This window comes from Burkholderia sp. Bp9090 (genome assembly GCF_003857985.1).
Taxonomy (GTDB): Bacteria; Pseudomonadota; Gammaproteobacteria; order Burkholderiales; family Burkholderiaceae; genus Burkholderia.
The window spans coordinates 61,005-87,708 of record NZ_QTPV01000006.1 but is presented as its reverse complement, the minus strand read 5'-3'; the positions used below and the strand labels follow the sequence as shown (position 1 = coordinate 87,708).

Sequence of the window (26,704 nt, the reverse complement as noted above, 5' to 3'; positions counted from 1 at the left end):
CCCGTCGACGACGCGGCGTTCGCGTGCCTGCGATCGCTCGCATCGACGACGTGCCGGCCTGCCGGGCCGGCCGCGCTGCGCCCCGACCGCCGCTTTTCACCGAATCCCTTCACGCAGACCCTTGCCTCCATGTCATCCGAATATTCCCTCGCTCGCCCCCTGAATATCCGCGACGTCCATCGCTGGGACGCCGAACACGACGTCGTGATCGTCGGCTTCGGCGCGGCTGGCGCGTGCGCGGCGATCGAAGCCGCGAGCGCCGGCGCCGACACGCTGATCGTCGAGCGCGCGTCGAGCTACGGCGGCACGAGCGCGCTGTCCGGCGGCGAGATCTACCTCGGCGGCAGCGGCGGCACGCCCGCGCAGCGGCAGGCCGGCTTCAGCGACGACACCGAGGACCTGTACCGCTACCTGATGCTTGCGGGCGGCCGCGACGCCGACGAGGCGAAGGTGCGCCTCTATGCGAACGAGAGCCTCGCGCATCACGACTGGCTGGTCGCGCAGGGCGTCACGTACAAGAACACGTTCATCGCCGAGCGGATCGTCGAGCCGGAAACCGACGACTGCCTGATCTGGTCGGGCAGCGAGGAGGCCTGGCCGTTCAGCGAGAGCGCGAAGCCTTGCCCGCGCGGCCACACGCCGCAATGGCCGGGCTGGGGCGGCGGGCAGATGCTGATGCGCGTGCTGGCCGAGCGCGTGCAGGCGCTCGGCGTGTCGACGCGCTACGACACGCGCGCACAGGCGCTGATCGTCGACGATGCCGGCGCGGTGCGCGGCGTCGTGCTGCGGGCGTACGGCGAGACGGCGTTCGTGCGGGCGCGCCGCGCGGTGATCCTGTGCGCGGGCGGCTTCGCGATGAACCGCGACATGGTGCGCCGGCATGCGCCGCAGTTCCTGCGCTCGGCCGAACCGATCGGCAGCCCCGGAGACGACGGCTCGGGCATCCTGCTCGGCCAGAGCGCGGGCGGCGCCGCGATCCACATGGACCAGGGTTTCGTCAGCCTGCCGTTCTACGCGCCCGAATCGCTGATCCGCGGAATCTTCGTGAACGCGCGCGGGCAGCGTTTCATCAACGAGGACGGCTATCACGGCCGCACGGGCCACCACGCGTTCCACCAGGCCGACGACCGGATCTACCTGCTGGTCGACCAGGCGACCTACCAGGAGCCGCCGGACATCGCGCGGATCAGCATCGCGGCGGCCGGCGAGACCTGGGACGAAGTCGAGCGCGACCTGCAGATGCCGGCCGGCACGCTGACGGCGACCGTCGACGTCTACAACCGTCACGCGGCCGAAGGCGTCGATCCGCTGTTCCACAAGGCGAGGAAGTGGCTGAAGCCGCTGATCGAGCCGCCGTTCGTCGCGCTCGATTGCCGGATCGATTACGCGTTCTACCCGCATTTCACGCTGGGCGGGCTCGATACGCTGCCGACCGGGCAGGTGCTCGACGCGGCGCGCACACCGGTGGCGGGCCTCTATGCGGCCGGCCGCACGACCTGCGGGCTGCCGCGCTGGGGTGCCGGGTACAGCTCGGGATTGTCGCTGGCCGATGCGACGTTCTTCGGCCGGCAGGCAGGTCGTCATGCCGCAAGTGCGGCGAGCGACGCGTTGCACGGCGTCGCGTAGCGTCGCCTGCGTGGAGCACGGATCGCGGATCGCAGAACGCACACGGCAAAACACGACGCCCCGGGCAACCGCGTTGCACCGGGGCGTCGTCGTTTCAGCGAGGCGTCAGCCGTTCGTCAGCCGAGATCGAGCGCGTTCGTCAGGTCGCCCGGCGGCGTCGCGCCGCGCGCCGCGAACGCCTTGTCGCGCGCGGCGACGCCGTCGAGCGGCGCGAGCCCGTGCACGCGGCTGATGAAGCGCAGGATCGAGTTCGTGTCGTACATCGTGTGGTCGACGTAACCCTTCTTCGCGAACGGCGAGATCACGAGCGCCGGAATCCGCGAGCCGGGGCCCCAGCGATCGCCGACCGGCGGCGCGACGTGATCCCACCAGCCGCCGTTCTCGTCGTGCGTCATCACGATCACCGTGTTCGCCCACTGCGGGCCGCGCCGGATGCGTTCGATCACGTGCGCGATGTGGCGATCGCCGGATTCGACGTCCGCATAACCCGCGTGCATGTTCAGGTTGCCCTGCGGCTTGTAGAACGCGACGGCCGGCAGGCGGCCTGCGTCGATGTCGGCGATGAAATGATTGGTCGACGGCTCGTCGCCGAGGCCCGCGTCGCGCAGGTGCTTGCGGCGCGCGTCGGTGCCCGGCGCGTAGTTCGCGAAGTAGTTGAACGGCTGGTGGTGGTACTGGAAATCCGGCACCATGCCGGTGTCGCGGTGCTCGAGCGCGTACTGCCACGCGCCGCTGTACCACGCCCAGTCGACGTTTTTCTCCGACAGGCGGTCGCCGATCGTCGCATGGCCTTGCGGCGGGATCACGCGATGATCGGACGGATCCGCATACGCGGCGTTGCCCGGATCGGCCGGCGGCACGTAGCTCGGCTGATACGGCGGCGCCATCGTGTTGACGCCGTAGCCATCGGGCGTCAGCGGGCCGTCGACCGCGAACTTCGGCGGGCCGTCGAGCGCGGACGCGGGCGAATCGGCGGCGAGCGTCAGGCGCGTGCCGGCCGGATCGTCGCCGTCGACCTTCGACAGCAGCTTCGCCGCATGCGGATGCTTGTGCGCATCCGGATACATCGGCGGCTGCGCGGAAATCAGGAACATGTGGTTCAGCCACGACCCGCCGAAGGCCGCCATGAAGAAGTTGTCGCACAGCGTGTATTGCCGTGCGAGGTTCCACAGCCGCAGCGTGTCGGCGGAATTGCGGTAATGGCCCATCACGAGGCCGCCGGAATCGGCCCACGCGGCGAACTGGTCGTTGCGGCCCGCGGCGATCTGCATCTGGTTCTGGTAGAAGCGGTGCCACAGGTCGCGCGTGATCACGCCGTTCGGCAGCGGCTTGCCCTGCGCGTCTGCGATCCGGAACGGCGCGTTCGGCAGCTTGTCGATGTCGCGCTCGGCGATCGCGTAGCGCTGGCCGCCGACTTCCTGCGCCTGCGGCACGAGCCCGCCCCAGATCTTCGGCAGCACCGGCAGCGGCGTCTTGCCGTCGCGATCGAGCTGCCGCGCGTGCTCGGGTTTCACCTCGCTCAGCGGATATTGCACGCCCGGGAAATCGCCGTACAGGTTCGCGAAGCTGCGGTTCTCCGCATAGATCACGACGATGTGGCGCACCTGCCGGCGCAGCGCGTCGTCGAGCCGCAGGTCGGCGGCCGAGCGCGGCGCGCTGCCCGGCGTGGTCTCGCAGCCGCCGAGCGCGACGCCCGCGCCGAGCGCGGCGAGGCCGCCGAGCATGCGGCGGCGGTCGGGATCGGCGGGAAGGTCGTCGGGGCGATCGGGGGTGTCGTTCACGTCGTGTGCTCCTCGGATGGGCGGTTGTCGTTCGATGCGCGGCAGCGTCGCACAGCCTGCCGCGACGCGCGGCGGGACGCAACGGCCGGCGTCGCGCCCGGGCGCGGGCGACGCCGGCTGTCACTAAAATGTCACGAACGCGACTATAACGCGGCCGGCGGCGTCGATGAAAGGCGTTTGTCGGACAATGCGCGACGTCCGCGCGCGAACTAGACTTGAATCACGGGCGGCGCGTTGCGGCGCGCTGCCCGCGCGAACGGCGCCCGGCGGCGCCGTCGCGGTGTCATTCATGCGACGAAACGAGGCGACGATGGCGCGGATCCATTCCGTTTGCGCGTGGCCGGCGATGCCGCGCGCCGACCGGGCGCGCGTGCACGCGTAAGCGCGCGCGTCGACGCGCGCGGCCGGCCCGATGCCATGGACAGGAAATTCGATTACGCAGGATTGCTGATCGCGGCGGGCTTCTTCGTGCTGTTCGCCGCGCAGTTGCTGATGCTGCGTCCGGCGTCGACGATGATCGCGTACAGCGACTTCCACCGGCTCGTCGCCGCGCGGCTCGTCGACGATCTCGAGATCGGGCCGGCGACGATCACGGGCACGCTGACGATGCCGCAGGCCGGCACGCTGCTGCCGGCGTCCGAAGTCGCGGCCGTGAAGTCGGACGGCACGCCGCCGCGCTTCAGCACCAACCGCGTGACCGACCCGCAGCTGATCGACACGCTGACCGCCGCCGGTATCCGGTTTCACGGCGCGTCCGACACCGGCTGGATCGCGTCGCTTGCGTCGTGGCTGGTGCCGCTCGTCGCGTTCGTGTTCATCTGGAACCTGATGCTGCGCAAGCGCGGCGGGCTGCAGGATTTCACCGGGATGGGCAAGAGCCGCGCACGCGTGTACGTGCAGCAGGAAACCGGCATCACGTTCGACGACATCGCGGGCATCGACGAGGCGAAGGCCGAGCTGCAGCAGCTCGTCGCGTTCCTGCGCAACCCCGATCGCTACCAGCGGCTCGGCGGCAAGATCCCGAAGGGTGTGCTCGTCGTCGGCGCGCCCGGCACCGGCAAGACGCTGCTCGCGCGCGCGGTGGCCGGCGAGGCGGCCGTGCCGTTCTTCTCGATCAGCGGCTCGGCGTTCGTCGAGATGTTCGTCGGTGTTGGCGCGGCGCGCGTGCGCGACCTGTTCGAGCAGGCGCAGCAGAAGGCGCCGTGCATCGTGTTCGTCGACGAGCTCGACGCGCTCGGCAAGGTGCGCGGCGTCGGCCCGATGTCGGGCAACGACGAGCGCGAGCAGACGCTCAACCAGCTGCTCGTCGAGATGGACGGCTTCCAGGCCGGCTCCGGCGTGATCATCATGGCCGCGACCAACCGGCCGGAGATTCTCGATCCCGCGCTGCTGCGCCCGGGCCGCTTCGACCGTCACATCGCGATCGACCGGCCCGACGTGAACGGCCGCCGCCAGATTCTCGGCGTGCACGTGAAGCGCGTGAAGCTCGCGGCCGAGGTCGATCTCGGCGAACTCGCGTCGCGCACGCCGGGCTTCGTCGGCGCCGATCTCGCGAACGTCGTCAACGAAGCCGCGCTGCATGCGGCGGAACTCGGCAAGCCGGCGATCGGGATGGACGACTTCGACGAGGCGATCGACCGCGCGCTGACGGGCCTCGAGCGCAAGAGCCGCGTGATGAACGCGCAGGAGAAGCTGACGATCGCCTATCACGAAGCCGGCCATGCGCTCGTCGCGGAAAGCCGCGCGCATTGCGATCCGGTGAAGAAGGTGTCGATCATTCCGCGCGGCGTGGCCGCGCTCGGCTACACGCAACAGGTGCCGACGGAGGATCGCTACGTCCTGCGCCGCAGCGAGCTGCTCGATCGGATCGATGCACTGCTCGGCGGGCGCGTCGCGGAAGAACTCGTGTTCGGTGACGTGTCGACGGGCGCGCAGAACGACCTCGAACGCGCGACCGCGATGGCGCGCCACATGGTCATGCAATACGGGATGAGCGAGAAGATCGGGCTCGTCAGCGTCGACGACGGCGAAACGCGCACCGGCATCCCGGGCGCATGGCATGCGGGCGAGGGCCGCTGCAGCGAGCACACCGCACGGATGATCGACGACGAGGTGCATACGCTGTTGACCGACGCGCATGCGCGCGTCGCGGCAACGCTCGGTGAACGCCGCGATGCGCTCGAGCGGATCGCGCGACGGCTGCTCGAGCGCGAAGTGCTCGAACGCGACGCGTTGCAGGCGCTGATCGACGGGCGCGAGGCGCCGGTCGCCGAATCTTCCCTGACCGATCGCGGGCCATGCACGAGCGCGAATGCGCCGGAGCAAGCGTCGGCGATCGAGCGCGATTTCGTCGCATACGGGCCGCCGCGCGAACCCGAACGCTGAAGCGCGGACCGCTCGCGCAGCCGGCGGGCGGCCATGATCGCGCCGCGCCTTCGCTGCAATTCGCACTTGCCGGCACGCCGTTGCGCCGGCGTTCTCTTTCCCTTTTTCGAGTCACGGAGTCGCCATGAGCGAGGCACACGTATCGGTGGATGTCGCGCAGCATGCGCGTTTCAGTTTCGAAGTCACGTTTGCTGGCACCGAGCTTTCGCCGGTGCTCACCGACGAGCCGCCGCCGCTCGGTGCCGGCCGCGGCCCGAACCCGGTCCGGCTGCTGGCCGCGGCGGTCGCGAGCTGCCTCGCGGCGAGCCTGTTGTTCGCGCTCGAGAAACAGCGCGTCGATCCGCAGCCCGTCACCGCGCATATCGACGTCGACATGGTGCAGAACGACGCGGGCAGGGTGCGCGTCGGCGCGATGGCCGTGACGTTGTCGGTCGGCAAGGCATGGGCCGATCTCGCGGCGGCGACGCGCATGCTCGACCGGTTCGACGCGTATTGCGTGGTGACCGAGAGCATGCGCGAAGGCATTCCGATCGCGGTGGCGGTGCAGGACGTGAACGGTGCGGTGCTCGACCGCGAGACGACCGGCGTGTAAGCGAGCGGCAGGACGCGGCGCGTCAGGACACGGTCGCGGCGGCGACTTCCGCCGCCTCGGCGAGCGCCTCGAGAAAGCGCGTGCGCCACCAGTGCACGTCGGTCTTGCGCACGATCGCCATCAGTGCGTCGTGACGCTGGCGGCGTTCGTCGAGCGGCATCGTGAGCGCGCGCTGGATCGCCTGCGCGGTGCCCTGCGTGTCGTACGGATTGACGAGCAGCGCAGGCTTCAGCTGCTCGGCCGCGCCCGCGAAACGCGACAGCACGAGCACGCCCGGGTCGGCCTCGTCCTGCGCGGCGAGAAACTCCTTCGCGACCAGGTTCATCCCGTCGCGCAGCGGCGTGACGAGCGCGACGCGGCTCGCGCGGTACAGGCCCGGCAAGCGCTTGCGCGCGACCGTGCGGTGGATGTAGCGCATCGGCATCCACTCGAGTTCGCCGTAATCGCCGTTGATCGCGCCGCACAGGCTGTCCATCTCGCGCCGCAGGTCGTCGTACGCGCCGAGATCCTCGCGGCTCGGCGCGGCGATCTGGATCAGCGTCGCGCGGTCGCGGTTCTCCGGATACTGTTCGAGCAGCTGACGGAACGCGTGCACGCGCTGCGGCAGCCCCTTCGTATAGTCGAGCCGGTCGACGCCGACGAGCAGCTGGCGGCGCGAATACTCGTCGCGCATCCGCTCGAACATGTCGATGCCGTCGCGATTCTCCGCGAGCGCCGTGAACTCGTCGACGTTGATGCCGATCGGAAACGCACCGGCCGACAACGTGCGGCCGAACGCGCGCAGGCGGCCGTCCGGCAGCCGCGCGGCGCCGGCTTCCGCCTCGACGTAGTGCTCGAAGTGAAGCAGGTCCGATTCGGTCTGGAAGCCGACGAGATCGTAGGCGAACAGCGAGCGCATCAGCCACTCGTGCTCCGGGATCGCGGCCATGATCGGCGGCGGCGGCATCGGAATGTGCAGGAAGAAACCGATCGGGTTCGTGCAGCCCGTCGCGCGCAGCTCGGCGGCGAGCGGAATCAGCTGATAGTCGTGGACCCAGACGATATCGTCGGGGCGCAGCAGCGTGCTCAGCTTGCGCGCGAACAGCTGGTTCACGCGCCGGTATCCGTCCGCGAAGCGGCGGTCGAACTGTGCGAGATCGAGGCGGTAGTGGAACACCGGCCACAGCACGTTGTTCGAGTAGCCGAGGTAGTACGCGTCGTAATCCTGCGGATCGAGATCGATCGTCGCGAGCTGGATGCCGCCGACGTTCTGGATCTGCACGTCTTCGCCGTGCGCGGGATGGTCGCCGTCGCCGCGCAGCCTGCCGCTCCACCCGAACCAGACGCCGCCCGATTCCTGCAGGCTGTCTTTCACGGCCACGGCAAGCCCGCCTGCCGCGGCCTTACGGGGATCTGCAATACGATTGGATACGACGACGAGTCGGCTCACCAGCTCTCCTGCGAATGGTTGGGGAAGGTTCGTGCGGCCAGGGCGTGAGGCGGACGCCGCCATCGACGCGTGGCGCGATGGGGCCGCGATACGAGCGGACGGGAATCAGGGCGCGCGATTCGCCGTCCGAACGTGGAGTGCTTTTTTTAGGATACTCGTCATTCGGCTGATTTAAAAGTGCATGACCGGGATCAATGATCCTGGCTATCGGTGCGATGCAGTGCGATGCGCGGCGTTCCGCGCGTTCGACCGGCAGGACCGGAAATTGCACGGCACTGCAGCGGCCGTGTGCGCAACGGAAGGTGGAGGGGCGGAGAAGGGAGAGCGAAGGCGAGGGCGATCGATCGTGTTCGGTCACGCCGGCGCGGTCGATCGCGACGGTTTCGATCGACGCAGGCTGGCTGCGCCGATCGATCATGGCGGGCGTTGGCGACGCGCGGGACGCGTGGCGCGAACGCACCGGCGCGCGATCAGAACGTCGTGCGCAGGCCGGCCATCACGCTTCGGCCGCCTTCCGGCGCGAAGCCGCGCACGACCGAGGTCGCATAGCGGATCTCCTGGTTCGTCAGGTTGTCGCCGCGCAGGTACGCGAGCCAGTGCGTCGCGCCGACACGGAACTTGTACGTCAGCATCACGCCAAGCGACGTGTAGCCGTCCGTCGGAAAGTCGTTGTCGGGCACACGATGCTGCGACCACGCGTGCGTGACCTGCGCGCGTGCGCCGAACGGGCCGTAGCCGTAGTCGGCCGCGAGCGTCACGCGCAGCGGCGCGATCCGCGGCAGCGGCTGGCCGGTGTCGACGTTGCGCGCATGCGTGTAGTCGGCGGTCAGTTCCAGGTCGACCGTATGGCCGCGCTGCGCGAACGCGCGCCATTTGCCGTCGAGTTCGACGCCATAGAACTCGGCGCGCACGCCGCGATAGATTGCTTCGTTGAGCGTATCACCGGCGCCGGGCGCGACCGGTTCGCCGTCGCCGTTCACGACGCGGCCCGTGTTGTACTCGGTCAGGTAGTTCGAGAAGCGGTTGTAGAACACGCCGACGCTGCCGCGGTTCGGGCCGCTCGCGTAGCGCAGCGACAGGTCGGTCGACACGGCCTTTTCCTTCGACGCGTTCGGGTTGCCGATCAGGAACTGGCCGGTCGCATCGTGCGGGCCGTTCGAGTACAGCTCGTAGAAGGTCGGCGCGCGCTCCGTGTAGGCGACGTTCGCCGCGACCGACCATACGGGCGTCAGCGAGAACAGCGCGCCGGCCGAGACGCTGCCGGCATTGAAGTCGCGCGGCTGCGCGAGCGCGAATTTCTCGACGCCGGCCGGATCGGGATCGACCTTCACGTGCTCGAAGCGCCCGCCGACGCTCAGCTTCAGCGCCGGGACGACCTGCCATTCCTCGAGACCGAACAGCGCGACGCTGTTCGTGCGCGTCGACGGCACGAGCGTTTCGTCGCCGAGCGCCGAGAACGTGTTCTGGCCGAACTGCACGCCGATCGCGCCTTCGAACGGGCCGATCCTGCGATGCCGCGCCTCGATGCGCGCTTCGTAGCCGCGGTTGCGGAAGGTGGTGGCGGTCTCGCCGTTGTCGACTTCCTTGTGGCGATAGTCGGTGTACGCGAAGTCGAACTTCAGCTTCGTGAACGGGCCGCTCAGGTTGCGTATCTCGGACGCGAACGCGAGCCGTTCCTGGCGCATCCGCAGGCGCACGTCGTCCTCGGCGACGGAGCCGTAGTTCGACTCGTAGCCGCTGTACGACAGGCCCGCGAAACCGTCGGCCCACGTGTACGACGCGCCGAGCGCGCCGCCATGCACGCGGCCGTCGCTGTTCGGCACGTTGCCGTACGGTTGCGGCGTATCGGGATCGTCGATCGCGCGTTGCTGGCTGCTGCGTGCGTAGCCGGGAATCCGCAGCTTGCTCGTTTCACGGTCGAACGCGTCGACATGGAACGCGAAGCGGCCGTTGCCGCCTTCGACCTGCGCCGCGCCCGCGCGCACCGAGTTCGCGCCGCCGTAGCGCGCGTCGAGCGCGCCCGTCACGCCTTCGATCGCTTCGCGCGGAATCCGGTTGTCGATCGTGTTGACGACGCCGCCGACCGCGTTGCCGCCGTACAGCAGCGCGGCCGGACCGCGCACGATCTCGACGCGCTCGATCGACAGCGGATCCTGCGGCACCGCGTGGTCGTACGACAGCGACGACGCGTCGTAGGCGGCGACGCCGTTCTGCAGCAGCCGGATCCGGTCGCCGTCCATCCCGCGAATGATCGGGCGGCCGACCATCGGCCCGTAGGTGGTGGTCGACACGCCGGGCAGGCCGTTGAGCGTTTCGCCGAGCGAATCGGCCTGGCGGCGCGTCAGCGCATCGCCGGACAGTTGCGCGGTCGGCGCGATCAGCTCGGTGTCGCCGAGCGGGTTCGCGGTCACGAAGATCGGCGCGAGCGGTGTGGTCTGTGGCGGCGAAGACGGGGCGGGCGTCTCGGCCTGCGCGTGCGCGACGGCGGCGAACAGCATCAGCGAAACGGGCGAGAGCGGGCGAAGCGGTAGACGAGGGAGGTCGCGCATGGTCGGTGAATCGGTTGGTATCGGATCGGAAAGCGAGCCATGCGGGTCAAGGCTGGATACGATATATTGTTGCATTCGCGGCGCGTAATGACCCGGTTGGATTGGACTCGGCGTAACCCGGCCACCGGGTTGAGAGGGTTTTAGGTGGACGAGGTCGCGAAATGATATGTTATATCATTTCAAATTCAAAGCGAAACGGCGGCATGCCGCAGGGTTTCCGACAAGCTGCGGAAACGGCGGCGAAAGCAGAGCCGGGCCGTCAAACCCGCGCCGGCACTGGTGGCCCACGCAACAGGTCTCGCGATGAATCTGTCACTGTCGCGCGCGTTTCCCGCTCCGTTGATACGCATCAAGTCGTTCCGGTTTCGAGCCCGGATACTGGCCCGGTCATCGACCAGACAGGAGCGACGCATGACTCAAACCATGAAGGCGGCGGTGGTCCACGCGTTCGGCGAACCGTTGCGCATCGAGGAGGTGCCGGTCCCGACGCCGGGCCCGGGCCAGATCCTCGTCAACATCAAGGCTTCGGGCGTCTGCCACACCGACCTGCACGCAGCCGACGGCGACTGGCCCGTGAAGCCGACGCTGCCGTTCATTCCGGGCCACGAAGGCGTGGGCGTCGTCGCGGCGGTCGGGGCGGGCGTCACGCACGTGCGCGAGGGCGACCGCGTCGGCGTGCCCTGGCTCTATACGGCATGCGGTCACTGCGAGTACTGCCACACCGGCTGGGAAACCCTTTGCCACGGACAGCAGAACACCGGCTATTCGGTCAACGGCAGCTATGCGGAATACGTGCTGGCCGATCCCGACTACGTCGGCCATCTGCCCGCGCAGGTCGCGTTCGACGAGATCGCGCCGATCCTGTGCGCGGGCGTGACCGTCTACAAGGGCATCCGCGTCACCGACACGCGTCCGGGCCAGTGGCTCGCGATTTCGGGCATCGGCGGGCTTGGCCACGTGGCCGTGCAGTACGCGCGCGCGATGGGCCTGCACGTCGCGGCGATCGACGTGTCTCCCGCCAAACTCGCACTCGCGCGCGAACTGGGCGCCGAACTGACGATCGATGCGTCGGCCGACGATCCGGCGAAGGTGATCCAGAAGGAGATCGGCGGCGCGCATGGCGTGCTGGTGACGGCCGTGTCGCGCAGCGCATTCGCGCAGGCGCTCGGGATGGTGCGGCGCGGCGGCACGGTGGCGCTCAACGGCTTGCCGCCCGGCGATTTCCCGCTGCCGATCTTCTCGACGGTGCTGAACGGCATCACGGTGCGCGGCTCGATCGTCGGCACGCGGCGCGACCTGCAGGAATCGCTCGACTTCGCGGCGGACGGGCTGGTGCGCGCGCATATCCATCGCGACCGGCTCGGCAACATCAACGACATATTCGCGCGGCTGCGCGAAGGGAAAGTCGACGGTCGCATCGTGCTGACCGACATGCATTGACGCGCACTCGGGAGCGCTGCCGCGACGCAACGGACGTCGCGGCGGCGCTATGCTCACCCACGCATCACGGCGCGAAGAACACGTCGGTGCGGTTCGTCAGGTTGCCCGCGTTGGTCTGGACGAAGAACGGATGGAACGACGACGACGGCAGCACGTCGAGCCCCTGGTAATCGCCGATGAAGAAGCCTTCCGCATTCGGCGCGAGCTTCATGTCGAACGGGCCGCCGACGCGCCGCTCGTCCGCGAACGTGGTGCCGTTGTCGTGCGAGATCTTGCGCCAGAACCCGGTCGGCAGCGTCGTCGTATTGCCGGCCAGCAGGTCGCGGAAATCATAGTGGGTGACCATCACCGAGCCGGCATTGTCGACGCGCACCGACGGATTGAACGCGGGACGCCCGGTCGGCGTGTTCACTTGCAGCGGCGCGCTCCAGCTCGCGCCGCCGTCCTTCGACGTCGACAGCGCGATCTCGTCGTAGTTGCCGCCGTTGAAGCGGCTGTCCTGCCATACGACGTAGAGCTGCCCCGACGCCGGATCGATCGCCGGTTCCGGAATGATGTCGCCGGTGCGTACCGGTTCGCCGGTGTTCGGATCGGTCACGCCGACCGTCTGCAGCCCGGCGATCACCTGCGGTTTCGTCCAGGTCGCGCCGTCGTCGGTCGACTTGACGAACGCGACCTTGCCGGCCGCCTTGTTGAACGGCGGCTGGATCAGGTCGAAGAAGTCGTAGAGCGTGCCGGTCTTCGGATCGACGACGATCTGGTTGCCGATCGTCTGCTGGCGCGACGGCACGTTGACGATCACCTTCGCACGGCTCCACGTCTTGCCGCCGTCGACCGTCTTCGAGAAGAACGTCGGCCCGCGGTATGCCTGCGTGTGCAGGTTCGCATACGGGTTGCCGTTCGGCAGTTCGAGGCGGTCCCACACCGCGTAGGCCGTGCCGGCCTTCACCGGGTTCGCCGTCACCGACTCCTTGTCGTTGAAGAACTGCGTCGTCGGTTCGTCGTTCGCGATCAGCACGGCCGGGCTGCTCCATGTCTGTCCGCCGTCGGTCGACACCGAGGCCGCGACCGCGTTGCTGTTGTTCGACTGGTTGAACGAGATCGATACCGAATACGCGGTGCCGTCCGGACCGAACGACACCCACGGATCGGACGCGCGCTCGTACTTGAGCCCGCCCGGCGCGCAGGCGCTGAACGGCTGCGGCGTGCGCGCCCAGGTCGCGCCGCCGTCGAACGTATAGCCCGCGACGAGCCCGTGGGCGCCGCCGTTCGACCAGCGGTCCTGCTGCCACACGCCGATCATGTTGGTCGGGTTCGCCGGATTGACCGACAGCCACGGTTCGACCTCGGCGTTCACGTAGTTCGTGCCGGGGCCGCCGATGGTGCAGGCGGCGAACGGGCTCGGGCCGGACACGACCACGGGATCGGCATGCGCGGCCGCGGCGGCGGCCATCGCCACGGCCATCGCGGCGGACAGGCGGGTGAGGCTGGGGACAAGCGAGTGGGACACGATCGTGCGTCGCATGGACTGCTCCTCGTTGACGTGCGGCGGCGATGGCGCGGCACGGCGGCACGACGCGCACCGGTACGCGCGGCAACAAATGCCGTGCCATGCGTCGGATCGTGTCGTTCAGGAAGCCGCCGCGGTCATCGCAATCCGCGTGTGCTGGATGCCGCCAGCACGTCGGTCAAGACACCTCTTCGTTTTCATTGCTTGTCGGGTGCGTCCAGGGTTGCGGACGCAACGGGAAGGCCAGGCCGTGCAGACGACGAATGCGTCGAAGTGGATTGCAATGTAGGCGATCGATATGCGGCGCGGCAGGCAATTTTTTGTAACAGTACGTAGCCGGAAAGCGTTGCCGAAGCAATGCCGCCGAAATGCAAAATTTGCCGCCTGAAAGTTCGGAAACCGAATTGAAAGCGCGAATCGAAAGCACGAATCGAAAGCACGAATCGAAATCGCTATCGATTACGCGGATTCGTGCCCATGCGGCGCGCCGCCGGCACGGTTCAGCGCTCGGCCGGAAAGCGGTCCTGCAATGCGTGCAGCCAGCGCGCGACGACGTCGAGTTCGGCGTCGGAAAAGCCGTCGCACAGCTTGCCGTTCAGCTCGCGCAGCGCTACGCGCGCGCGCTTGAGCGCCGCGTGTCCTTCGTCGGTCAGGAACAGTCGCGTTGCGCGCCCGTCGTCCGAATCGGCGTGACGCGCAAGCAGGCCGGCCTTCGCCATCCGGTCGGCGAGCCCCGTCATCGCGGACGGCGCCAGTTGCAGCGCCGCGCCGACTTCGCCGATCAGCGCGCCGTCCTGCCTCGCGAGGCAGAACAGCACGCCGGCCTGCGCGGCGCTCGCGCGCGCATCGGTCTCGGCCTTGCGGTCGACCCAGCGCTGCACGCGCCGCTGGCCGATGGTCAACAGGAAAAACAGTCGTCGGTCTTCGCTCAAGCTCGGTTCCCGGCTGCAATGGAAAGGGACGGGCGACCCGCATCGCGCGGCGCGTCGAGCGCCTGCGCGAGCCAGTCGGCGACCGCGGGCCACAGCACCGTGCCTGGCCGGCTGCGGAAGAAGCCCATGTGTCCGACCGGCCCGCTGCCCGCGGCGTGCGGATCGATCTGGCGGCGTTCGACGGCCGCCCGGGTCAGGTAGCTTACCAGCAGGTCGATCGCGGGCGGGTTCGCCCACGGATCGTCGTCGAAGCCGAGTACGAGGATCGGCAGCTGCTGCTTCGAGAAGCGCTCGGCTGCGCCGAGCGTCGGATCGTCGAAGAAGTAGCGCGGCAGCGTGGTCCAGCGGCTCCATTCGCGGAACACGCCGGCCGGGAGGTCCTCGCCGAGGCCGAGCCGCTTGCCGGGCACGTAGCCGAGCAGCGCGGACGCGAGCGGGCCGAGCACGCGCAGGATCAGCCGCACCTTCAGCCGCTCGGCCGCGCGGGCGATCAGCCGCGTGCTGCCCGCGTGCGCGGCGACGAGCACGGCCGCGCGCAGGTGCGCGGTGCCGGCCGACAGCCCGATCGCATGGCCGCCGACGCTATGCCCGACCGCCAGCAGCGGCAGCCCGTCGTGCGTAGCGCGCGCCCACGCGATTGCGGCGCCGACGTCGAGTTCGACCCAGTCGCGCATGCGGGCCTGCAGCGCGCTCAGCCGCGCGGGCCGCGACGCGCCGATGCCGCGATAGTTGTAGGTGAGCGCCGCGAAGCCGCGTTCGGTCAGGAAGCGCGCGAAGCCAGCGTAGAGCCGCTCCGGCACGGCGGTGGCCGGATGGATCAAGACCAGCGCGCGCGGCGGCGCGTCCGGTGACCACAGCGTGCCGCGCAGCATGTAGCCGTCGGCGGCGGAAAACTCGATGGGTTCTGACGTCATGGCCGTCCTCGTTCCGGGTGGGTATTTCGTATGCGAAATATAGTCCGCCATGTATTTCGCGTGCGAAATATCTGTCGAGGGATCATTCGAACGGCGTCCCGCGAAGCCCGGTGGACGGCGTCGCTGCGCGGCGATCATTCCATAAAACATTTGCATATTTGCATAGCAGAATATTGCGTTTGTCTCATGAAGCGGATCGCCGTATCTTCACCAGTTCCATCCCGTCCGCCAGCCGTCGCGCCAGGCGGACCCAGGGGCGACGCCGTCGCGCGGCCGCCCGCCAACCTCCGGGGAGATCACGTTGTTGAGCCGAATCGTCACGGCGCTGCTGCTCGCGCTCGCCGCGCAGCCGGGCATCGCGAAAGACACCGTCACGCTGCGCGTCGGTGAACAGAACTACTTCAACATCCAGGCATCGATGGAGGCGTCCGGCGTGTTGAAGGACCTGCCTTATACGATCGAGTGGAAGCACTTCCAGGCCGCCGCGCCCGTCGCCGAAAGCCTGAACGGCAACGCGATCGACGTCGGCTTCCTCGGCGATTCCGCGCTGCTCACGCTGGCCGCGCGCGGCGCGCCGGTGAAAGTCGTCGCGGTGTCGCGGCAGAGCCTCGACGGCGTCGCGATCCTCGTGCCGAAGAACTCGCCGGTGCGCACCGTCGCCGACCTGCAGGGCAAGACGATTGCGGTCTGGCGCGGTGCGTGGAGCCAGCAGCTCGTGCTGCGCGCGCTCGAACACGATGGCCTGCGCGCGGATTCCGTCAAGTACGCGTACCTGATGCCGATCGATGCGACCAACGCGCTCGCGAACGGCTCGGTCGACGCCGTGTCGCTGTGGGAGCCGTTCGTCAGCACGCTCGCGCTGCGGCAGGGCGCCCGTCCCGTGACGACCGCGCAGGGCCTGATGCCCGCGCTCAGCTTCGTCGCCGCGAACGAGCAGGCGGCCACGGCCAGGCGCGCGGAGATCACCGATTTCCTGAAGCGCGTGGTGGCGGCACGCCAGTGGGTCGACAGTCATCCGCGCGAGTACGCGGACCTGTGGGCGAAGCGCGCGAAGCTGGAGCCGGACGTCGCGTACCGCTGGCTCAACAACGCGCACCAGCGCGTGGGCCCGGTCGACGACACGGCCGCGAAGGATGCGCAGAACACCGCCGACTTCCTGCACAAGGCCGGCGTGATTCCGGTCGCGTACGACACGGCGAAGCTGCTCGACCGCTCGTATGCGGGCGCGTTCGCGGCGCCCGCGCAGAAGACGGCCGCCGCGCAGTGAGCGTGCTGCAGCACGCAGCCATTTCCGATCGACGACAAGAAGGACCATCGACATGCCCATCGACATCATCGGCATGATCACCGCGACGCCCGGCGCGGAGGTCGACGTACCGGGCGGGGCCGCCGTCCAGCCCGACTACGTGCGGCGCTTCGCGCAGGCGCACGAAGCCGCCGGCTTCGACCAGATCCTGGTCGGCCATTTCAGCAACGCGGCGGACGGCTTCATCGTCGCGTCGTTCGCGGCCGCCGCGACCGAACATATTCGCATCCTGCTCGCGCACCGGCCGGGCGTGATCGTGCCATCGGCCGCCGCGCGGCAGATCGCGACGCTCGACGTGTTCAGCGGCGGCCGGCTCGCATTGAACGTCGTGTCGGGCGGCGACGATGCCGATCTTCAGCGCGACGGCGATTTCGTGCCGCACGACGCGCGCTACCGCCGCACCGGCGAATATCTCGACGTGCTGAAACGCATCTGGCTGGCCGACACGCCGGTCGATCACGACGGCGAGTTCTATCGGCTGCATGGTGCGTCGCCGGTCGTGAAAGGCGCGCAGCAGCCGCACGTGCCGATCTATTTCGGCGGTTCCTCGCCGGCCGCGCTGGCCGTGGCCGGGCAGCACGCGGATGTCTATATGACGTGGGGCGAGCCGCTCGCGGCCGTGCGCGAGCAGATCGCGCGCGTGCGGGCCGCGGCAGTGCCGTTCGGACGCGCGCCGCGCATCAGCGTGTCGTTCCGGCCGATCGTCGCGGACACCGAAGCCGCCGCGTGGGAGAAGGCCGAGGCGATCCGCGCGCGCGTGCGCGCGGCGCGGCTCGCGAACGGCCAGCCGATCGACGGCCATGCGCCGCAGAACGCAGGCTCGCAACGCCTGATGGCCGCGGCCGCGCAGGGCGACGTGCTCGACGAGCGGTTGTGGATGGGTGTCGCGAACCTGACCGGCGCGCGCTGGAATTCGACCGCGCTCGTCGGCACGCCGGAACAGGTCGCGCGTGCGCTCGGTGCGTATTACGAGCTCGGCGTATCGACGTTCCTGATTCGCGGTTTCGATCCGCTCGACGATGCGCTGGATTACGGACGCAAGCTGATTCCTGCGATCCACGCGCACATCGCGGAACTCGACCACCATCGCGATCGCGCGGCGCTGACGGCGTAGGAAGCGACGGCCCGCCCACGTCGGTTCGCCCCGGCCACTTCTTTAAGGGATGCCGGGGCGATTTCATTTGCTGCGCGACCGATGCGCAGCTCGCCGTGCCGACGCAACGACGCGTCGGCACATCGACACATCGACACATCGAATCAAAACGACGGCAATCCCGGCGGATTCGTCTCCGCGCGCGCGACCGCCTCGCTCTGCAACCCCCAGCGCGCCAGCGCCTGCCCGTAGCGGCCGTTGTCGATCAGCGCGTTCGTCGCGAGCGTCAGCGCCGGCGCGAGCCCGCTGCCGCGGCGCGTCGCGATCGCGACGTCGGCGTTCGCGGGCCAGCCCGCGTTGACGACGCCGACCCGCCGGATCTTGCCGTCGCGCGCGGCTTCGTACGCGAGCGACGCGTTCGGATTCAGCTCGGCATCGGCGCGGCCCGACAGCAGCGCGACGCGTGCCGCCGCATCGTCGTCGAAATAGAGCAGTTCGGTCGGCTTCAGCCCTTGCGCGACGTTGCGCCGGCTCCACTCGAGCAGGATGCGCTCCTGGCTCGTCCCCGCGCCCGTGATGACGCGCAGGCCGGCGACGTCCTTCGGTTCGGCGATCTTCGCGATCGGGCTCGCGGTGCGCACGTAGAAGCCGTGCAGCCCGAGCCGGTAGGTCGTGAAGTCGTATTTCTCCTTGCGCTTCTCGGTCACGCCGACGTTCGAGATCACCGCGTCGTACTTGCCCGACGTGAGCCCGAGCGGCCAGTCGGCCCATGCGGTCGGCACCAGCACCAGCGTGCGGCCGAGCGCGTCGGCGACGAGCTGCGCATAGTCGGGATCGGCGCCGACCACGGTGCGTGCGTCGGTCGCATAGGTCGATACCGGTGGCGCGTGCGGCGAGATCGCGACCGTGAAGGCCCCGTCGCGTACCCAGCGGTAGTTGCTTGCCGCGCGAATCGCCGCATCGTCGCGCGATGCGCGGATCCGGCCGGCCTGGCGCGGATCGAGGTCCGCCGTCGCGGCGGCGGCCTCGGCCGCGTGCCACCGGAGGCCGGCGGCGGCGGCCAGCGTGGCGGTGATGAACTGGCGTCGGTCGATCATCGTCGGTTGCCTCGCAGGTCGTGGGCGGCGTGCATCAGAGCACCCGTGACAGGAACGCGCGTGTGCGCGGATGGGCCGGCGCGTCGAGCACGACGGCGGGCGGCCCCGACTCGACGATGCGGCCGCGCTCCATGAACAGCACGTTGTCCGCGACTTCGCGCGCGAAGCCGATCTCGTGCGTGACGATCACGAGCGTGGTGCCCGAGCGTGCGAGCTCCTTGATCACGTCGAGCACTTCGTTGACCAGTTCGGGATCGAGCGCCGACGTCGGCTCGTCGAACAGCAGCACCTTCGGGCGCAACGCGAGCGCGCGCGCGATCGCGACGCGCTGCTGCTGGCCGCCGGACAGCTGGCGCGGGTACGCATCGGCTTTATCGGCGAGGCCGACGCGCGCGAGCAGCGTGCGCGCGGTGCGTTCGGCGGCCTCGCGCGTGACGCCGCCGACGGCGACCGGCGCCTCGATCAGGTTCTCGAGCACCGTCAGGTGCGGAAACAGGTTGAAGTTCTGGAACACCATGCCGACCGCCGTGCGGCGCTTCAGCACGTCGCGCTCCTTCAACTCGTGCAGCACGTCGCCGTCGCGCCGATAGCCGATCAGCTCGCCGTCGATGTCGATGAAGCCGTCGTCGACGCGCTCGAGATGGTTGATGGTGCGCAGCAGTGTCGACTTGCCCGAACCGGACGGCCCGACGATCACCGTCACGCTGCCGCGCGGTGCGACGAACGACACGTTGTCGAGCACGCGCTGCATGCCGAACTGCTTCGATACGTTGTGCACGGCGACTTCGCCGCCGGTGCGCGGCACCGGAGCGGCCGCGGCGTCATCGTGGGCCGCCGCGCCGGTTGCCGTTGCGTTGCGCGCCGCCGCGTGCCGCCACAGCGCACTGACGCGCGCCAGCACGAACGTCAGCGCCGACGGCGGCGGGTTGCGCAGCGCGCCGCGCGCATAGTGGCGCTCGACCTGCACCTGGATCGCGGACAGCACGGTCAGGATGATCAGGTACCAGACGGTCGCGACCATCAGCAGCGGAATCACTTCGAGATTGCGGCGATAGATCACCTGCACCGTGTAGAACAGCTCGGGCATCGCGAGCACGTAGACCATCGACGTGCCTTTCGCGAGCGAGATCAGGTCGTTGAACGCGGTCGGCAGGATCGCGCGCATCGCCTGCGGCAACACGATCCGCGTGGTCTGGCGGCCGCGCGGCAGGCCGAGCGCGGCGGCCGCTTCGAGCTGGCCCTGGTCGACCGCGAGAATGCCGCCGCGAATCACTTCCGCGGAAAACGCCGCGTGGTTCAGCGAGAGGCCGAGCACGGCCGCGAGGAACGGGCTGATCAGGTCGGTGGTCGGCGTGTCGAACCACACGATGTCGGTGAACGGCACGCCGAGCCGCACGTGTTCGTACAGGTAGCCGAGGTTGTTGAGGATCAGCAGCAGCACGATCAGCGGAATCGACCGGAACAGCCACACGAAGGTCCATGCGCTCGCCGCGAGCAGACGCGAGCGCGACAGCCGCGCCAGCGCGACGAACCCGCCGAGCGCGAAGCCGAACACCGCGCCGAGCAGCGTCAGCACCAGCGTGCGCGCGAGCCCGGACAGCACCGGCGGCGACAGGAACCACTCGGCGAACACCGGCCAGCCCCATTGCGGGTTGCCGAGGATCGAATACAGCACGAGTGCGATCAGCACGAGCGCGAGCACGGTGCCGACGGTGCGCGACCGGTGCCGGGCCGGCACGATCCGCAGGTGCGTGCCGGTGTCGCGGGCGCGGGAGGGGGAGAGCGGCGGCACTGCGCCGCCGAGATGGGTCGTGTCGCTCATGTCGGTGAGGGTCCTCGATCGAGTTGGCCGGAAGCGCCGCGCGAGGCGGCGCGTCGGCGTCACGCGTGCGCTTCGGCCGCGTCGTCCTGTTGCTGCACCGCGCCGGGCGCCGCATGGCGGCTCGCCTTGCGCGGCAGGCCGAGGTGGTCGCGCAGCGTGCTGCCCGGCAGGTCGCGGCTATAACGGCCGCGCGCCTCGAGTACCGGAATCACGAGGTCGATGAAGTCGTCGACGCCCTGCGCCTGTACCGGGAAGCCGAGGATGAAGCCGTCGCCGGCACCGGCGTCGTGCCAGCGGATCAGCTCGTCGGCGACGTGCTCGGCCGTGCCGATGAAGTTCGGGCGCGGCGTCGCGACGGCGAGCGCAGTCTCGCGCAGCGTGAGGTGCTTGCGCTTCGCGTCGGCCTTGATCCGGTCGGTGGTCGAGCGGAAGCTGTTGCGGCCGATGTCGCCGAGCTCGGGGAACGGCGCATCGAGCGCGTACTGCGTGAAATCGTGGTGATCGAAATAGCGGCCGAGATACGCGAGCGCTTCGTCGATCGTCAGCAGGTCGCGGATCGCCTGGTATTTGTCTTCCGCCTCGGCGGCCGTGCGGCCGACGATCGGCCCGATGCCCGGGAAGATCTTCACGTCGCCGGGCTGCCGCCCGTGCTCGACCGCGCTTTGCTTCACGCGCCGTGTGAACGCGGCCGTTTCGTCGAGCGACGGCGAGTGCGTGAACACGGCGTCCGCGTACTTGCCCGCGAGCCCGATGCCGGTGTCGGACGAGCCGGCCTGGAAGATCACCGGCTGCCCCTGCGGCGAGCGCTGGATGTTCAGCGGGCCGGCAACCTGGAAGAAGCGGCCGTGGTGATCGAGCGTGTGGAGCTTGTCGCGATCGAAGAAGCGACCGGTCGCGCGATCGCGCACGAACGCGTCGTCGTCCCAGCTATCCCACAGCCCCTGCACGACCTCGAGGTATTCGTCGGCGATCTCGTAGCGCAGTTCGTGATCCGGATGCGCCTTGCCGAAATTCTTCGCGGTGCCTTCGAGCGGCGTCGTCACGACGTTCCAGCCCGCGCGCCCGCCGCTGATCGTGTCGAGCGACGCGAGCTGGCGCGCGACCGTGAACGGCTCGCTGTACGACGTCGAGATCGTGCCCGCGAGGCCGATCTTCTTCGTCGCGACCGCGAGCGCCGACAGCACGGTGAGCGGCTCGAAGCGGTTCAGGAAGTGCGGGATCGACTTCTCGTTGATGTAGAGGCCGTCCGCGACGAACGCGAACGCGATGCCGGCGGCTTCCGCCTTGCGCGCGATGCCGATCGCGAAGTCGAGGTTGATGCTCGCGTCCGGCGGGTTGCTCGGGTGCCGCCATGCGTTCATGTGGCTGCCTGCGCCTTGCAGCATCAGGCCGAAGGGAATCGATCGTCGGGTCGTCATGGGCGCGTCACGCGTTCTGGTCGGGGGAAAGGGAGCGAAGGGAGCGGTCGGCCGCGAGGGCCGCCTGCACGGGGGTGATCGACTGCGCGCCGCCGAGCCATTCGGCCGACGCGAGCCGTGCCGCGTAATCGGTCACCGGCGAGTCGATCACGAACGCGTCGACGTCGAGCCGCCGGCTCAGCGCGTCGAGCGCGCGGTGGATGCGCTCGGGCGTATCGGCCAGCACGGTCGGGCGCAACTCGTCGATCCGGTAGTCGGACGCGCCGCTTTGCCGCGCAAATTCGGCCGCGGCCTGCGCGCTCGGCAGGTTGAAGCTCTGGCCGCCGGCGAACTGCAGCTTGAAGATCTTCAGCGGCCCGATCAGTCGCTCGGCCTCCTCGCGGGTCGGCGCGGCGACCGCGTACAGCGCGACGAGCGCTCGCGTGCCGCCTGCGTCGCGGTAGGCGGCCAGCGAGCGTTCGAGGTTCGCGTCGTCGCCGTTGAAGTGCCCCGCGTAGCAGAAGCGCCAGCCGTGTCGGGCGGCGAGCGCACCGCTGTCGGGCGAGCCGCCGAGCAGGATGCGCTCCGGCGCGTGCGGCGGCACCGGCATCGCGACCGCGCCGGCGAGCGGATGATCTTCGGCGACACCCCAGCCCAGGAACGCATCGAGTTCGGCGAGCTGGCCCGCGAAGACCGGCTTCTTCGCCTTGTCGTGAAACCACTGCAGCGCGCGCGTGGTCAGCGGCAGCCCGCCGGGCGCCTTGCCGACGCCGAGATCGACGCGGCCCGGCCCGAGCGCGGCGAGCAGCTTGAAGGTTTCGGCAACCTTGAACGGGCTGTAGTGCTGCAGCATCACGCCGCCCGAACCGATGCGAATGCGCGACGTGTGCGCGAGCAGGTGCGCGACGACGATCTCGGGCGCGGAGCTCGCGAAGCCGGGCGCGCCGTGATGCTCGGCGACCCAGAAGCGCTCGTAGCCGAGCTGTTCGGCGCGCTGCGCGAGGGTCGTCGTGAAGCGCAGCGCGTCGGCGGCGGTCGCGCCGTCGGCGATCGGACTCTTGTCCAGCAATGAAAGCGAGTAAGCCATGGTGTTCGGCGTTCCTGCGAAGGCGTGAAGGACCGGCGCTCAGCTCTTCGGCAAACCCGGCGGATTCGTGCGCGACTGGTCGATCGCTTCGGACGCGAGGTTCCAGCGGTCGAGGATCTGCTGATAGCGGCCGTTCTTGATCAACCCGTTCAGCGCGACCGTCAGCGGATCGGCGAGCCCGCTGCCGCGGCGCGTCGCGATCGCGATGTCGGCCGTGCGCGGCCAGCCGCCGCTGATCGCGCCGACGAGCCGTGTCTTGCCCTGCTGCGCGCTCTGGTACGCGAGCACCGAGTTCACGCTGAACACGGCATCGGCGCGGCCCGACTGCACGGCGACGATCCGCATCGCCTGGTCGTCGTAGTACTGCACCTGCACCGGTTTCAGGCCGTGCGCGACGTTCTCGCGGTCCCACGCGAGCAGGATCTTTTCCTGGTTGGTGCCGGCGTCGGTCACGATGCGCAGCCCCGCGACGTCCTTCGGCTCTCGGATCGACTGGATCTTGCTGTCGTTGCGCACGTAGAAGCCGACCTGGTCCTTGCGGTAGGTCGAGAAATCGAACTTCTGCTTGCGCTCCTCGGTGACGGTGACGTTCGAGATCACGGCGTCGACCTTCCCCGATTCGAGCGCGAGCGGCCAGTCGGCCCACGCGAGCGGGACGATCTTCAGCTTGCGGCCGAGGCTGTCGGACACCACCTGGCCGACGTCCGCGTCGAAGCCGACCACCGTGCGCGCGTCGGTCGCATACGTGCTGATCGGCGGCAGGCTCGGCGCGACGCCGATGGTCAGCGTGCCGGCTTCGGCGAACTTGAACGACGCTGGCACCGCGCGCTCGACGGCCGCATCGGCCGTGCCGCGCGGGCGGCCGCGCTGCTCGGGGCTCAGGTCGAAGGTCGCGGCGGCCGCGGCGATCGCGGTCACGCCGATCAGCGCGGCGGCCAGGGTGCGGAGCGCACGCGGCGTGAAGGGTACGGCTCGTTGCATGGATGCGTCCTTGTTGTGTTGTCGTCGGGAGCGAGGGAGCGGAATCGGATGGTGCGATGCGTTCAGCGCGGCAGCACCGCTTCGGGCAGTGGCGCCCACAGGTCCGCGAGCGTCGACGTGCGCGACGGATCGGCGAGATCCTTGCCGAAGCGCAGGTGGAAATACGCTTCGGGGTCGATCGACGAATCGAACAGCCGCGTATAGCCGGTGCGGTCGTACAGGGCCCACGCTTCGGGCTGGCGAAAACCGGTGGTCAGGTACACGCGCCGATAGCCCTGCTGCGCGGCGCGCAGTTCGAGCGCGTCGACGATCAGGCGCGCGAGCCCCTGGCGGCGCAGGTCCGCGCGGGTCCAGATGCGTTTGAGTTCGGCGGTCTGCGCGTCGTAGCGCTTGAATGCGCCGCCGCCGATCGTCTCGCCGTCGCGCAGCAGCAGCACGAACGCGCCTTCGGGCGGCGCGAACAGCTCGGCCGGGTAGCGCGCGAGTTCGTCGCGTGCGGACGCGCGGCTGTCGGGGCGGTACGCGTCGTAGCGCGTCGCGTATTCGTCGATCAGCGCGTCGATCAACGGCTGGGCGCGGACGTCGAGCGGCGTCGTGTCGATGATGCGGTCGTTCGTGGCCATGGGCATCGCGAAGGGCGCGCGATGCGGACGTTCCTGGCGGGGGCGGGGCACATCGCCCGGCCGGTCTGTTCCGTTATCGCGACGCGGTTGTCGTGATGACGGCGGCCGCGGTGCTTCCTGCGCTGCATCCGGCGTGCCGCCGCCGTTTCGAACACGTTAGCGGCGTGGGCGGCAAAGGCGAACGAAGCAATTTCGATAAGGATTTCGCGGGGGGCATCAGAAGGCTTGCAGGGGGAGTGGGGTGGGGAGGCGATTGAGAGTAGTGCGGAGCCGAGCCAGTTCGATGTGTGTGCAATACATATGAATGCCGTGGGTTTGCACGCTGTTATTGCTCGATGTTCTATCGGTATTGCCGATTTGGGGGGCGAAAAGGTTTGGCAGGAAGCGGCAAATCAGCCAGAACGAGTTATACGCCGTCTCGCCGAGCCGGACCTGCGGGCGACCGCTTTGTCTTATGAATCGACAGGACCTTCCGGATTGCCGCTATCGAGACTATGGTTCTCTTCTAGTCCTGTCCCGCTTCGGGCAGCAGGCGACTTGACGGAAACGTAATACGAAGTGCCAGGGTAGAGCGGGCTCGCCCGGATGTTCCGTGTTTCCCCCCTGTCGCATGCATCGGACTAGTCGGCGGATTGCGTACCGCGCTCCTGCCGCCGTGTCGCCAGATCGGGCGCAAGCGCTGCCACGCTTCAACGACGGCCGACGCGTGCGATGCAACATCGGCCCCCGCAACGAACCATTTGAAAGGATCGATCATGCCTGCATTGGTGGAAGCGACCAGGGACGCCATCGAAAGCCTCCTGCCCGAGCTCGAAGCGATCTACAAGGACCTGCACGAGCATCCCGAACTGTCGATGCAGGAAGTGCGCACCGCACGTATTGCAGCCGATTATCTCGAAAATGTCGGCTATGACGTTACGCGGGGTGTCGGCGTGACCGGCGTCGTGGCGATGTTACGCAACGGCGACGGTCCGACTGTAATGTTGCGCGCCGACATGGATGCGCTTCCGATGGAAGAAGCGACCGGATTGCCATATGCCAGCACGGCGAGGGCGAAGGACGAGGATGGCCTCGAAGTGGGCGTCGCGCACTCGTGCGGCCACGACATGCACGTGGCCTGGCTGATGGGTGTGGCGCACCTGATGGCTGCGCACCGGGACGCCTGGCGCGGAACGCTGATGGCGGTCTTTCAGCCGGGCGAGGAAGTGGCGCGCGGCGCCCGCAGCATGATTGACGACGGCATGGCCGAACGCTTCCCGAAGCCTGACGTGATCCTTGGCCAGCACGTCATGGTTGGCGCGGCGGGCACGGTCGGCTATCGGAGCGGCACGATTCTTTCGGCGGGCGACAGTTTGAAGGTGAGGCTGTTTGGACGCGGTTCGCACGGATCGCAGCCACAAACCTCGATCGATCCGGTCATCATGGCGGCTTCGACGACGCTCCGTCTGCAGACGATCGTATCGCGGGAAATCTCCCCGCGCGATAGTGCGGTGCTGACGATCGGTGCGCTGCAGGCGGGAACGAAAGAGAACATTATCCCCGACGACGCGACGCTCAAGCTCAACATGCGCACATTCGACGAAGACGTGCGCGAATACATGCTGGGTGCGATCCGTCGCATCTGTTGCGCGGAATGCATGGCCTCCAACGCACCACGCGAGCCCGAATTCACGACGCTCTCGAGCTATCCGCTGACGATCAACGACGCGCAGACAAGCGAGCGTGTGCGGGAGGCATTCGAAGCGCACTTTGGCGAGCGCGCCTACGAAACGCCCCCGGCAGCAGCGAGCGAGGACTTCAGCGTATTCGGGCGCGAATGGGGCGTGCCATATGGGTTCTGGTTCATCGGCGGGACCGATCCGGATACATTTGGAAAGGCGTTGGCGGAGAAAAAGCTCAACGAGATTCCCAGCAATCATTCGCCGAAGTTCGCGCCGGTACTCGACCCGACGCTGCGTACGGGGCTGGAAGCGATGCTATGCGCGGCAGGGGCGTGGCTCGACAAGCGAGATGCATCGGCGTGACTTCGCACGCCGGCACGGTGACCATGCGTCGAATCCACGTACAGCAGGAAGTTTGATAGCTTTGAGGCAAGCCCGATTTCCGTCCCGGTCTTGCTTGGAAAATCCCGGCTCTTCAG

19 protein-coding genes are annotated in these 26,704 nt (G+C 68.7%); 7 read left to right on the top strand and 12 right to left on the bottom strand.

The features are described from left to right. Window positions 1–129 precede the first annotated feature (129 nt). A complete protein-coding gene (locus tag DIE16_RS08155; RefSeq protein ID WP_124892095.1) occupies window positions 130–1,626 on the top strand; it encodes an FAD-dependent oxidoreductase in 1,497 nt (498 codons plus the stop codon). 116 nt (window positions 1,627–1,742) lie between these two features. On the opposite strand, the gene DIE16_RS08150 is transcribed toward DIE16_RS08155, so the two are convergent. Further along, window positions 1,743–3,407, bottom strand: a complete 1,665-nt coding sequence (locus DIE16_RS08150; RefSeq protein WP_124522895.1) for an acid phosphatase — start codon at window positions 3,405–3,407, stop codon at window positions 1,743–1,745. A gap of 417 nt (window positions 3,408–3,824) precedes the next feature. Between DIE16_RS08150 and ftsH the strand changes: the two genes are divergently transcribed. Then, window positions 3,825–5,792, top strand: coding sequence for an ATP-dependent zinc metalloprotease FtsH (gene ftsH, locus DIE16_RS08145; protein WP_124484733.1), 1,968 nt, complete (start codon window positions 3,825–3,827; stop codon window positions 5,790–5,792). 124 nt (window positions 5,793–5,916) lie between these two features. Continuing rightward, entirely contained in the window at window positions 5,917–6,384 is a 468-nt protein-coding gene (locus tag DIE16_RS08140; protein ID WP_044844593.1) for an OsmC family protein, read from the top strand. Window positions 6,385–6,406: 22 nt separating this feature from the next. Here DIE16_RS08140 and otsA read toward each other — a convergent pair whose 3' ends face one another. Together otsA and DIE16_RS08130 are read right to left on the bottom strand one after the other, a co-directional pair. Next, window positions 6,407–7,813, bottom strand: coding sequence for an alpha,alpha-trehalose-phosphate synthase (UDP-forming) (gene otsA, locus DIE16_RS08135; RefSeq protein ID WP_044844592.1), 1,407 nt, complete (start codon window positions 7,811–7,813; stop codon window positions 6,407–6,409). 470 nt (window positions 7,814–8,283) lie between these two features. After that, complete coding sequence (locus DIE16_RS08130) at window positions 8,284–10,311, bottom strand: TonB-dependent receptor (RefSeq protein WP_124519691.1); 2,028 nt, start codon at window positions 10,309–10,311, stop codon at window positions 8,284–8,286. Window positions 10,312–10,773: 462 nt separating this feature from the next. On the opposite strand from DIE16_RS08130, the gene adhP reads away from it, so the two are divergent. Continuing rightward, complete coding sequence (adhP, locus tag DIE16_RS08125) at window positions 10,774–11,802, top strand: alcohol dehydrogenase AdhP (RefSeq protein ID WP_124484734.1); 1,029 nt, start codon at window positions 10,774–10,776, stop codon at window positions 11,800–11,802. A 64-nt stretch (window positions 11,803–11,866) separates the two neighbouring features. Here adhP and DIE16_RS08120 read toward each other — a convergent pair whose 3' ends face one another. The 3 genes from DIE16_RS08120 to DIE16_RS08105 form a co-directional block, all read right to left on the bottom strand. Next, window positions 11,867–13,327 (bottom strand): sialidase family protein, encoded by a 1,461-nt coding sequence (locus DIE16_RS08120; RefSeq protein WP_124519388.1) that lies wholly within the window; start codon window positions 13,325–13,327, stop codon window positions 11,867–11,869. 485 nt (window positions 13,328–13,812) lie between these two features. Beyond that, on the bottom strand, window positions 13,813–14,244 hold the full coding sequence (locus DIE16_RS08110) for a MarR family winged helix-turn-helix transcriptional regulator (protein WP_124484736.1): 432 nt from the start codon (window positions 14,242–14,244) through the stop codon (window positions 13,813–13,815). Next, window positions 14,241–15,158, bottom strand: coding sequence for a serine aminopeptidase domain-containing protein (locus tag DIE16_RS08105; protein ID WP_124522897.1), 918 nt, complete (start codon window positions 15,156–15,158; stop codon window positions 14,241–14,243). The genes DIE16_RS08110 and DIE16_RS08105 overlap by 4 nt, the downstream gene beginning before the upstream one ends. Before the next feature lie 301 nt (window positions 15,159–15,459). On the opposite strand from DIE16_RS08105, the gene DIE16_RS08100 reads away from it, so the two are divergent. Together DIE16_RS08100 and DIE16_RS08095 are read left to right on the top strand one after the other, a co-directional pair. Further along, entirely contained in the window at window positions 15,460–16,425 is a 966-nt protein-coding gene (locus tag DIE16_RS08100; protein ID WP_044844585.1) for an ABC transporter substrate-binding protein, read from the top strand. Between the two features lie 52 nt (window positions 16,426–16,477). Then, window positions 16,478–17,578 (top strand): LLM class flavin-dependent oxidoreductase, encoded by a 1,101-nt coding sequence (locus DIE16_RS08095; RefSeq protein WP_124522899.1) that lies wholly within the window; start codon window positions 16,478–16,480, stop codon window positions 17,576–17,578. Between the two features lie 143 nt (window positions 17,579–17,721). Here the strand turns inward: DIE16_RS08095 and DIE16_RS08090 are convergent, their stop codons facing one another. The 6 genes from DIE16_RS08090 to DIE16_RS08065 all read right to left on the bottom strand — a co-directional run bounded on the left by DIE16_RS08090 (window position 17,722) and on the right by DIE16_RS08065 (window position 24,564). Then, window positions 17,722–18,654 carry an ABC transporter substrate-binding protein gene (locus tag DIE16_RS08090; RefSeq protein ID WP_124522901.1) on the bottom strand — a complete coding sequence of 311 codons (933 nt, stop codon included), beginning with the start codon at window positions 18,652–18,654 and terminating at the stop codon, window positions 17,722–17,724. Window positions 18,655–18,688: 34 nt separating this feature from the next. Further along, entirely contained in the window at window positions 18,689–20,476 is a 1,788-nt protein-coding gene (locus DIE16_RS37430; protein WP_124522903.1) for an amino acid ABC transporter permease/ATP-binding protein, read from the bottom strand. A 59-nt stretch (window positions 20,477–20,535) separates the two neighbouring features. After that, window positions 20,536–21,894, bottom strand: a complete 1,359-nt coding sequence (locus DIE16_RS08080; protein WP_124519393.1) for an LLM class flavin-dependent oxidoreductase — start codon at window positions 21,892–21,894, stop codon at window positions 20,536–20,538. A 7-nt stretch (window positions 21,895–21,901) separates the two neighbouring features. Continuing rightward, complete coding sequence (locus tag DIE16_RS08075; protein ID WP_124522905.1) at window positions 21,902–22,960, bottom strand: LLM class flavin-dependent oxidoreductase; 1,059 nt, start codon at window positions 22,958–22,960, stop codon at window positions 21,902–21,904. A gap of 39 nt (window positions 22,961–22,999) precedes the next feature. Continuing rightward, entirely contained in the window at window positions 23,000–23,941 is a 942-nt protein-coding gene (locus DIE16_RS08070) for an ABC transporter substrate-binding protein (protein WP_124522907.1), read from the bottom strand. A 62-nt stretch (window positions 23,942–24,003) separates the two neighbouring features. Next, entirely contained in the window at window positions 24,004–24,564 is a 561-nt protein-coding gene (locus DIE16_RS08065; RefSeq protein ID WP_124484744.1) for a GNAT family N-acetyltransferase, read from the bottom strand. Between the two features lie 755 nt (window positions 24,565–25,319). On the opposite strand from DIE16_RS08065, the gene DIE16_RS08060 reads away from it, so the two are divergent. Continuing rightward, a complete protein-coding gene (locus DIE16_RS08060) occupies window positions 25,320–26,588 on the top strand; it encodes a M20 family metallopeptidase (protein WP_124522909.1) in 1,269 nt (422 codons plus the stop codon). Window positions 26,589–26,704 lie beyond the last annotated feature (116 nt).

Bases quoted from the DNA above. Each gene is read 5' to 3' on its own strand.
- DIE16_RS08095 (WP_124522899.1), top strand. From the start codon at position 16,478: ATGCCCATCGACATCATCGGCATGATCACCGCGACGCCCGGCGCGGAG.
- DIE16_RS08155 (WP_124892095.1), top strand. From the start codon at position 130: ATGTCATCCGAATATTCCCTCGCTCGCCCCCTGAATATCCGCGACGTC.
- DIE16_RS08065 (WP_124484744.1), bottom strand. From the start codon at position 24,564: ATGGCCACGAACGACCGCATCATCGACACGACGCCGCTCGACGTCCGC.
- DIE16_RS08070 (WP_124522907.1), bottom strand. From the start codon at position 23,941: ATGCAACGAGCCGTACCCTTCACGCCGCGTGCGCTCCGCACCCTGGCC.
- adhP (WP_124484734.1), top strand. From the start codon at position 10,774: ATGACTCAAACCATGAAGGCGGCGGTGGTCCACGCGTTCGGCGAACCG.
- ftsH (WP_124484733.1), top strand. From the start codon at position 3,825: ATGGACAGGAAATTCGATTACGCAGGATTGCTGATCGCGGCGGGCTTC.
- DIE16_RS08075 (WP_124522905.1), bottom strand. From the start codon at position 22,960: ATGGCTTACTCGCTTTCATTGCTGGACAAGAGTCCGATCGCCGACGGC.
- DIE16_RS37430 (WP_124522903.1), bottom strand. From the start codon at position 20,476: ATGAGCGACACGACCCATCTCGGCGGCGCAGTGCCGCCGCTCTCCCCC.
- DIE16_RS08130 (WP_124519691.1), bottom strand. From the start codon at position 10,311: ATGCTGTTCGCCGCCGTCGCGCACGCGCAGGCCGAGACGCCCGCCCCG.
- DIE16_RS08120 (WP_124519388.1), bottom strand. From the start codon at position 13,327: ATGCGACGCACGATCGTGTCCCACTCGCTTGTCCCCAGCCTCACCCGC.
- DIE16_RS08140 (WP_044844593.1), top strand. From the start codon at position 5,917: ATGAGCGAGGCACACGTATCGGTGGATGTCGCGCAGCATGCGCGTTTC.
- DIE16_RS08080 (WP_124519393.1), bottom strand. From the start codon at position 21,894: ATGACGACCCGACGATCGATTCCCTTCGGCCTGATGCTGCAAGGCGCA.
- DIE16_RS08105 (WP_124522897.1), bottom strand. From the start codon at position 15,158: ATGACGTCAGAACCCATCGAGTTTTCCGCCGCCGACGGCTACATGCTG.
- DIE16_RS08090 (WP_124522901.1), bottom strand. From the start codon at position 18,654: ATGATCGACCGACGCCAGTTCATCACCGCCACGCTGGCCGCCGCCGCC.
- DIE16_RS08060 (WP_124522909.1), top strand. From the start codon at position 25,320: ATGCCTGCATTGGTGGAAGCGACCAGGGACGCCATCGAAAGCCTCCTG.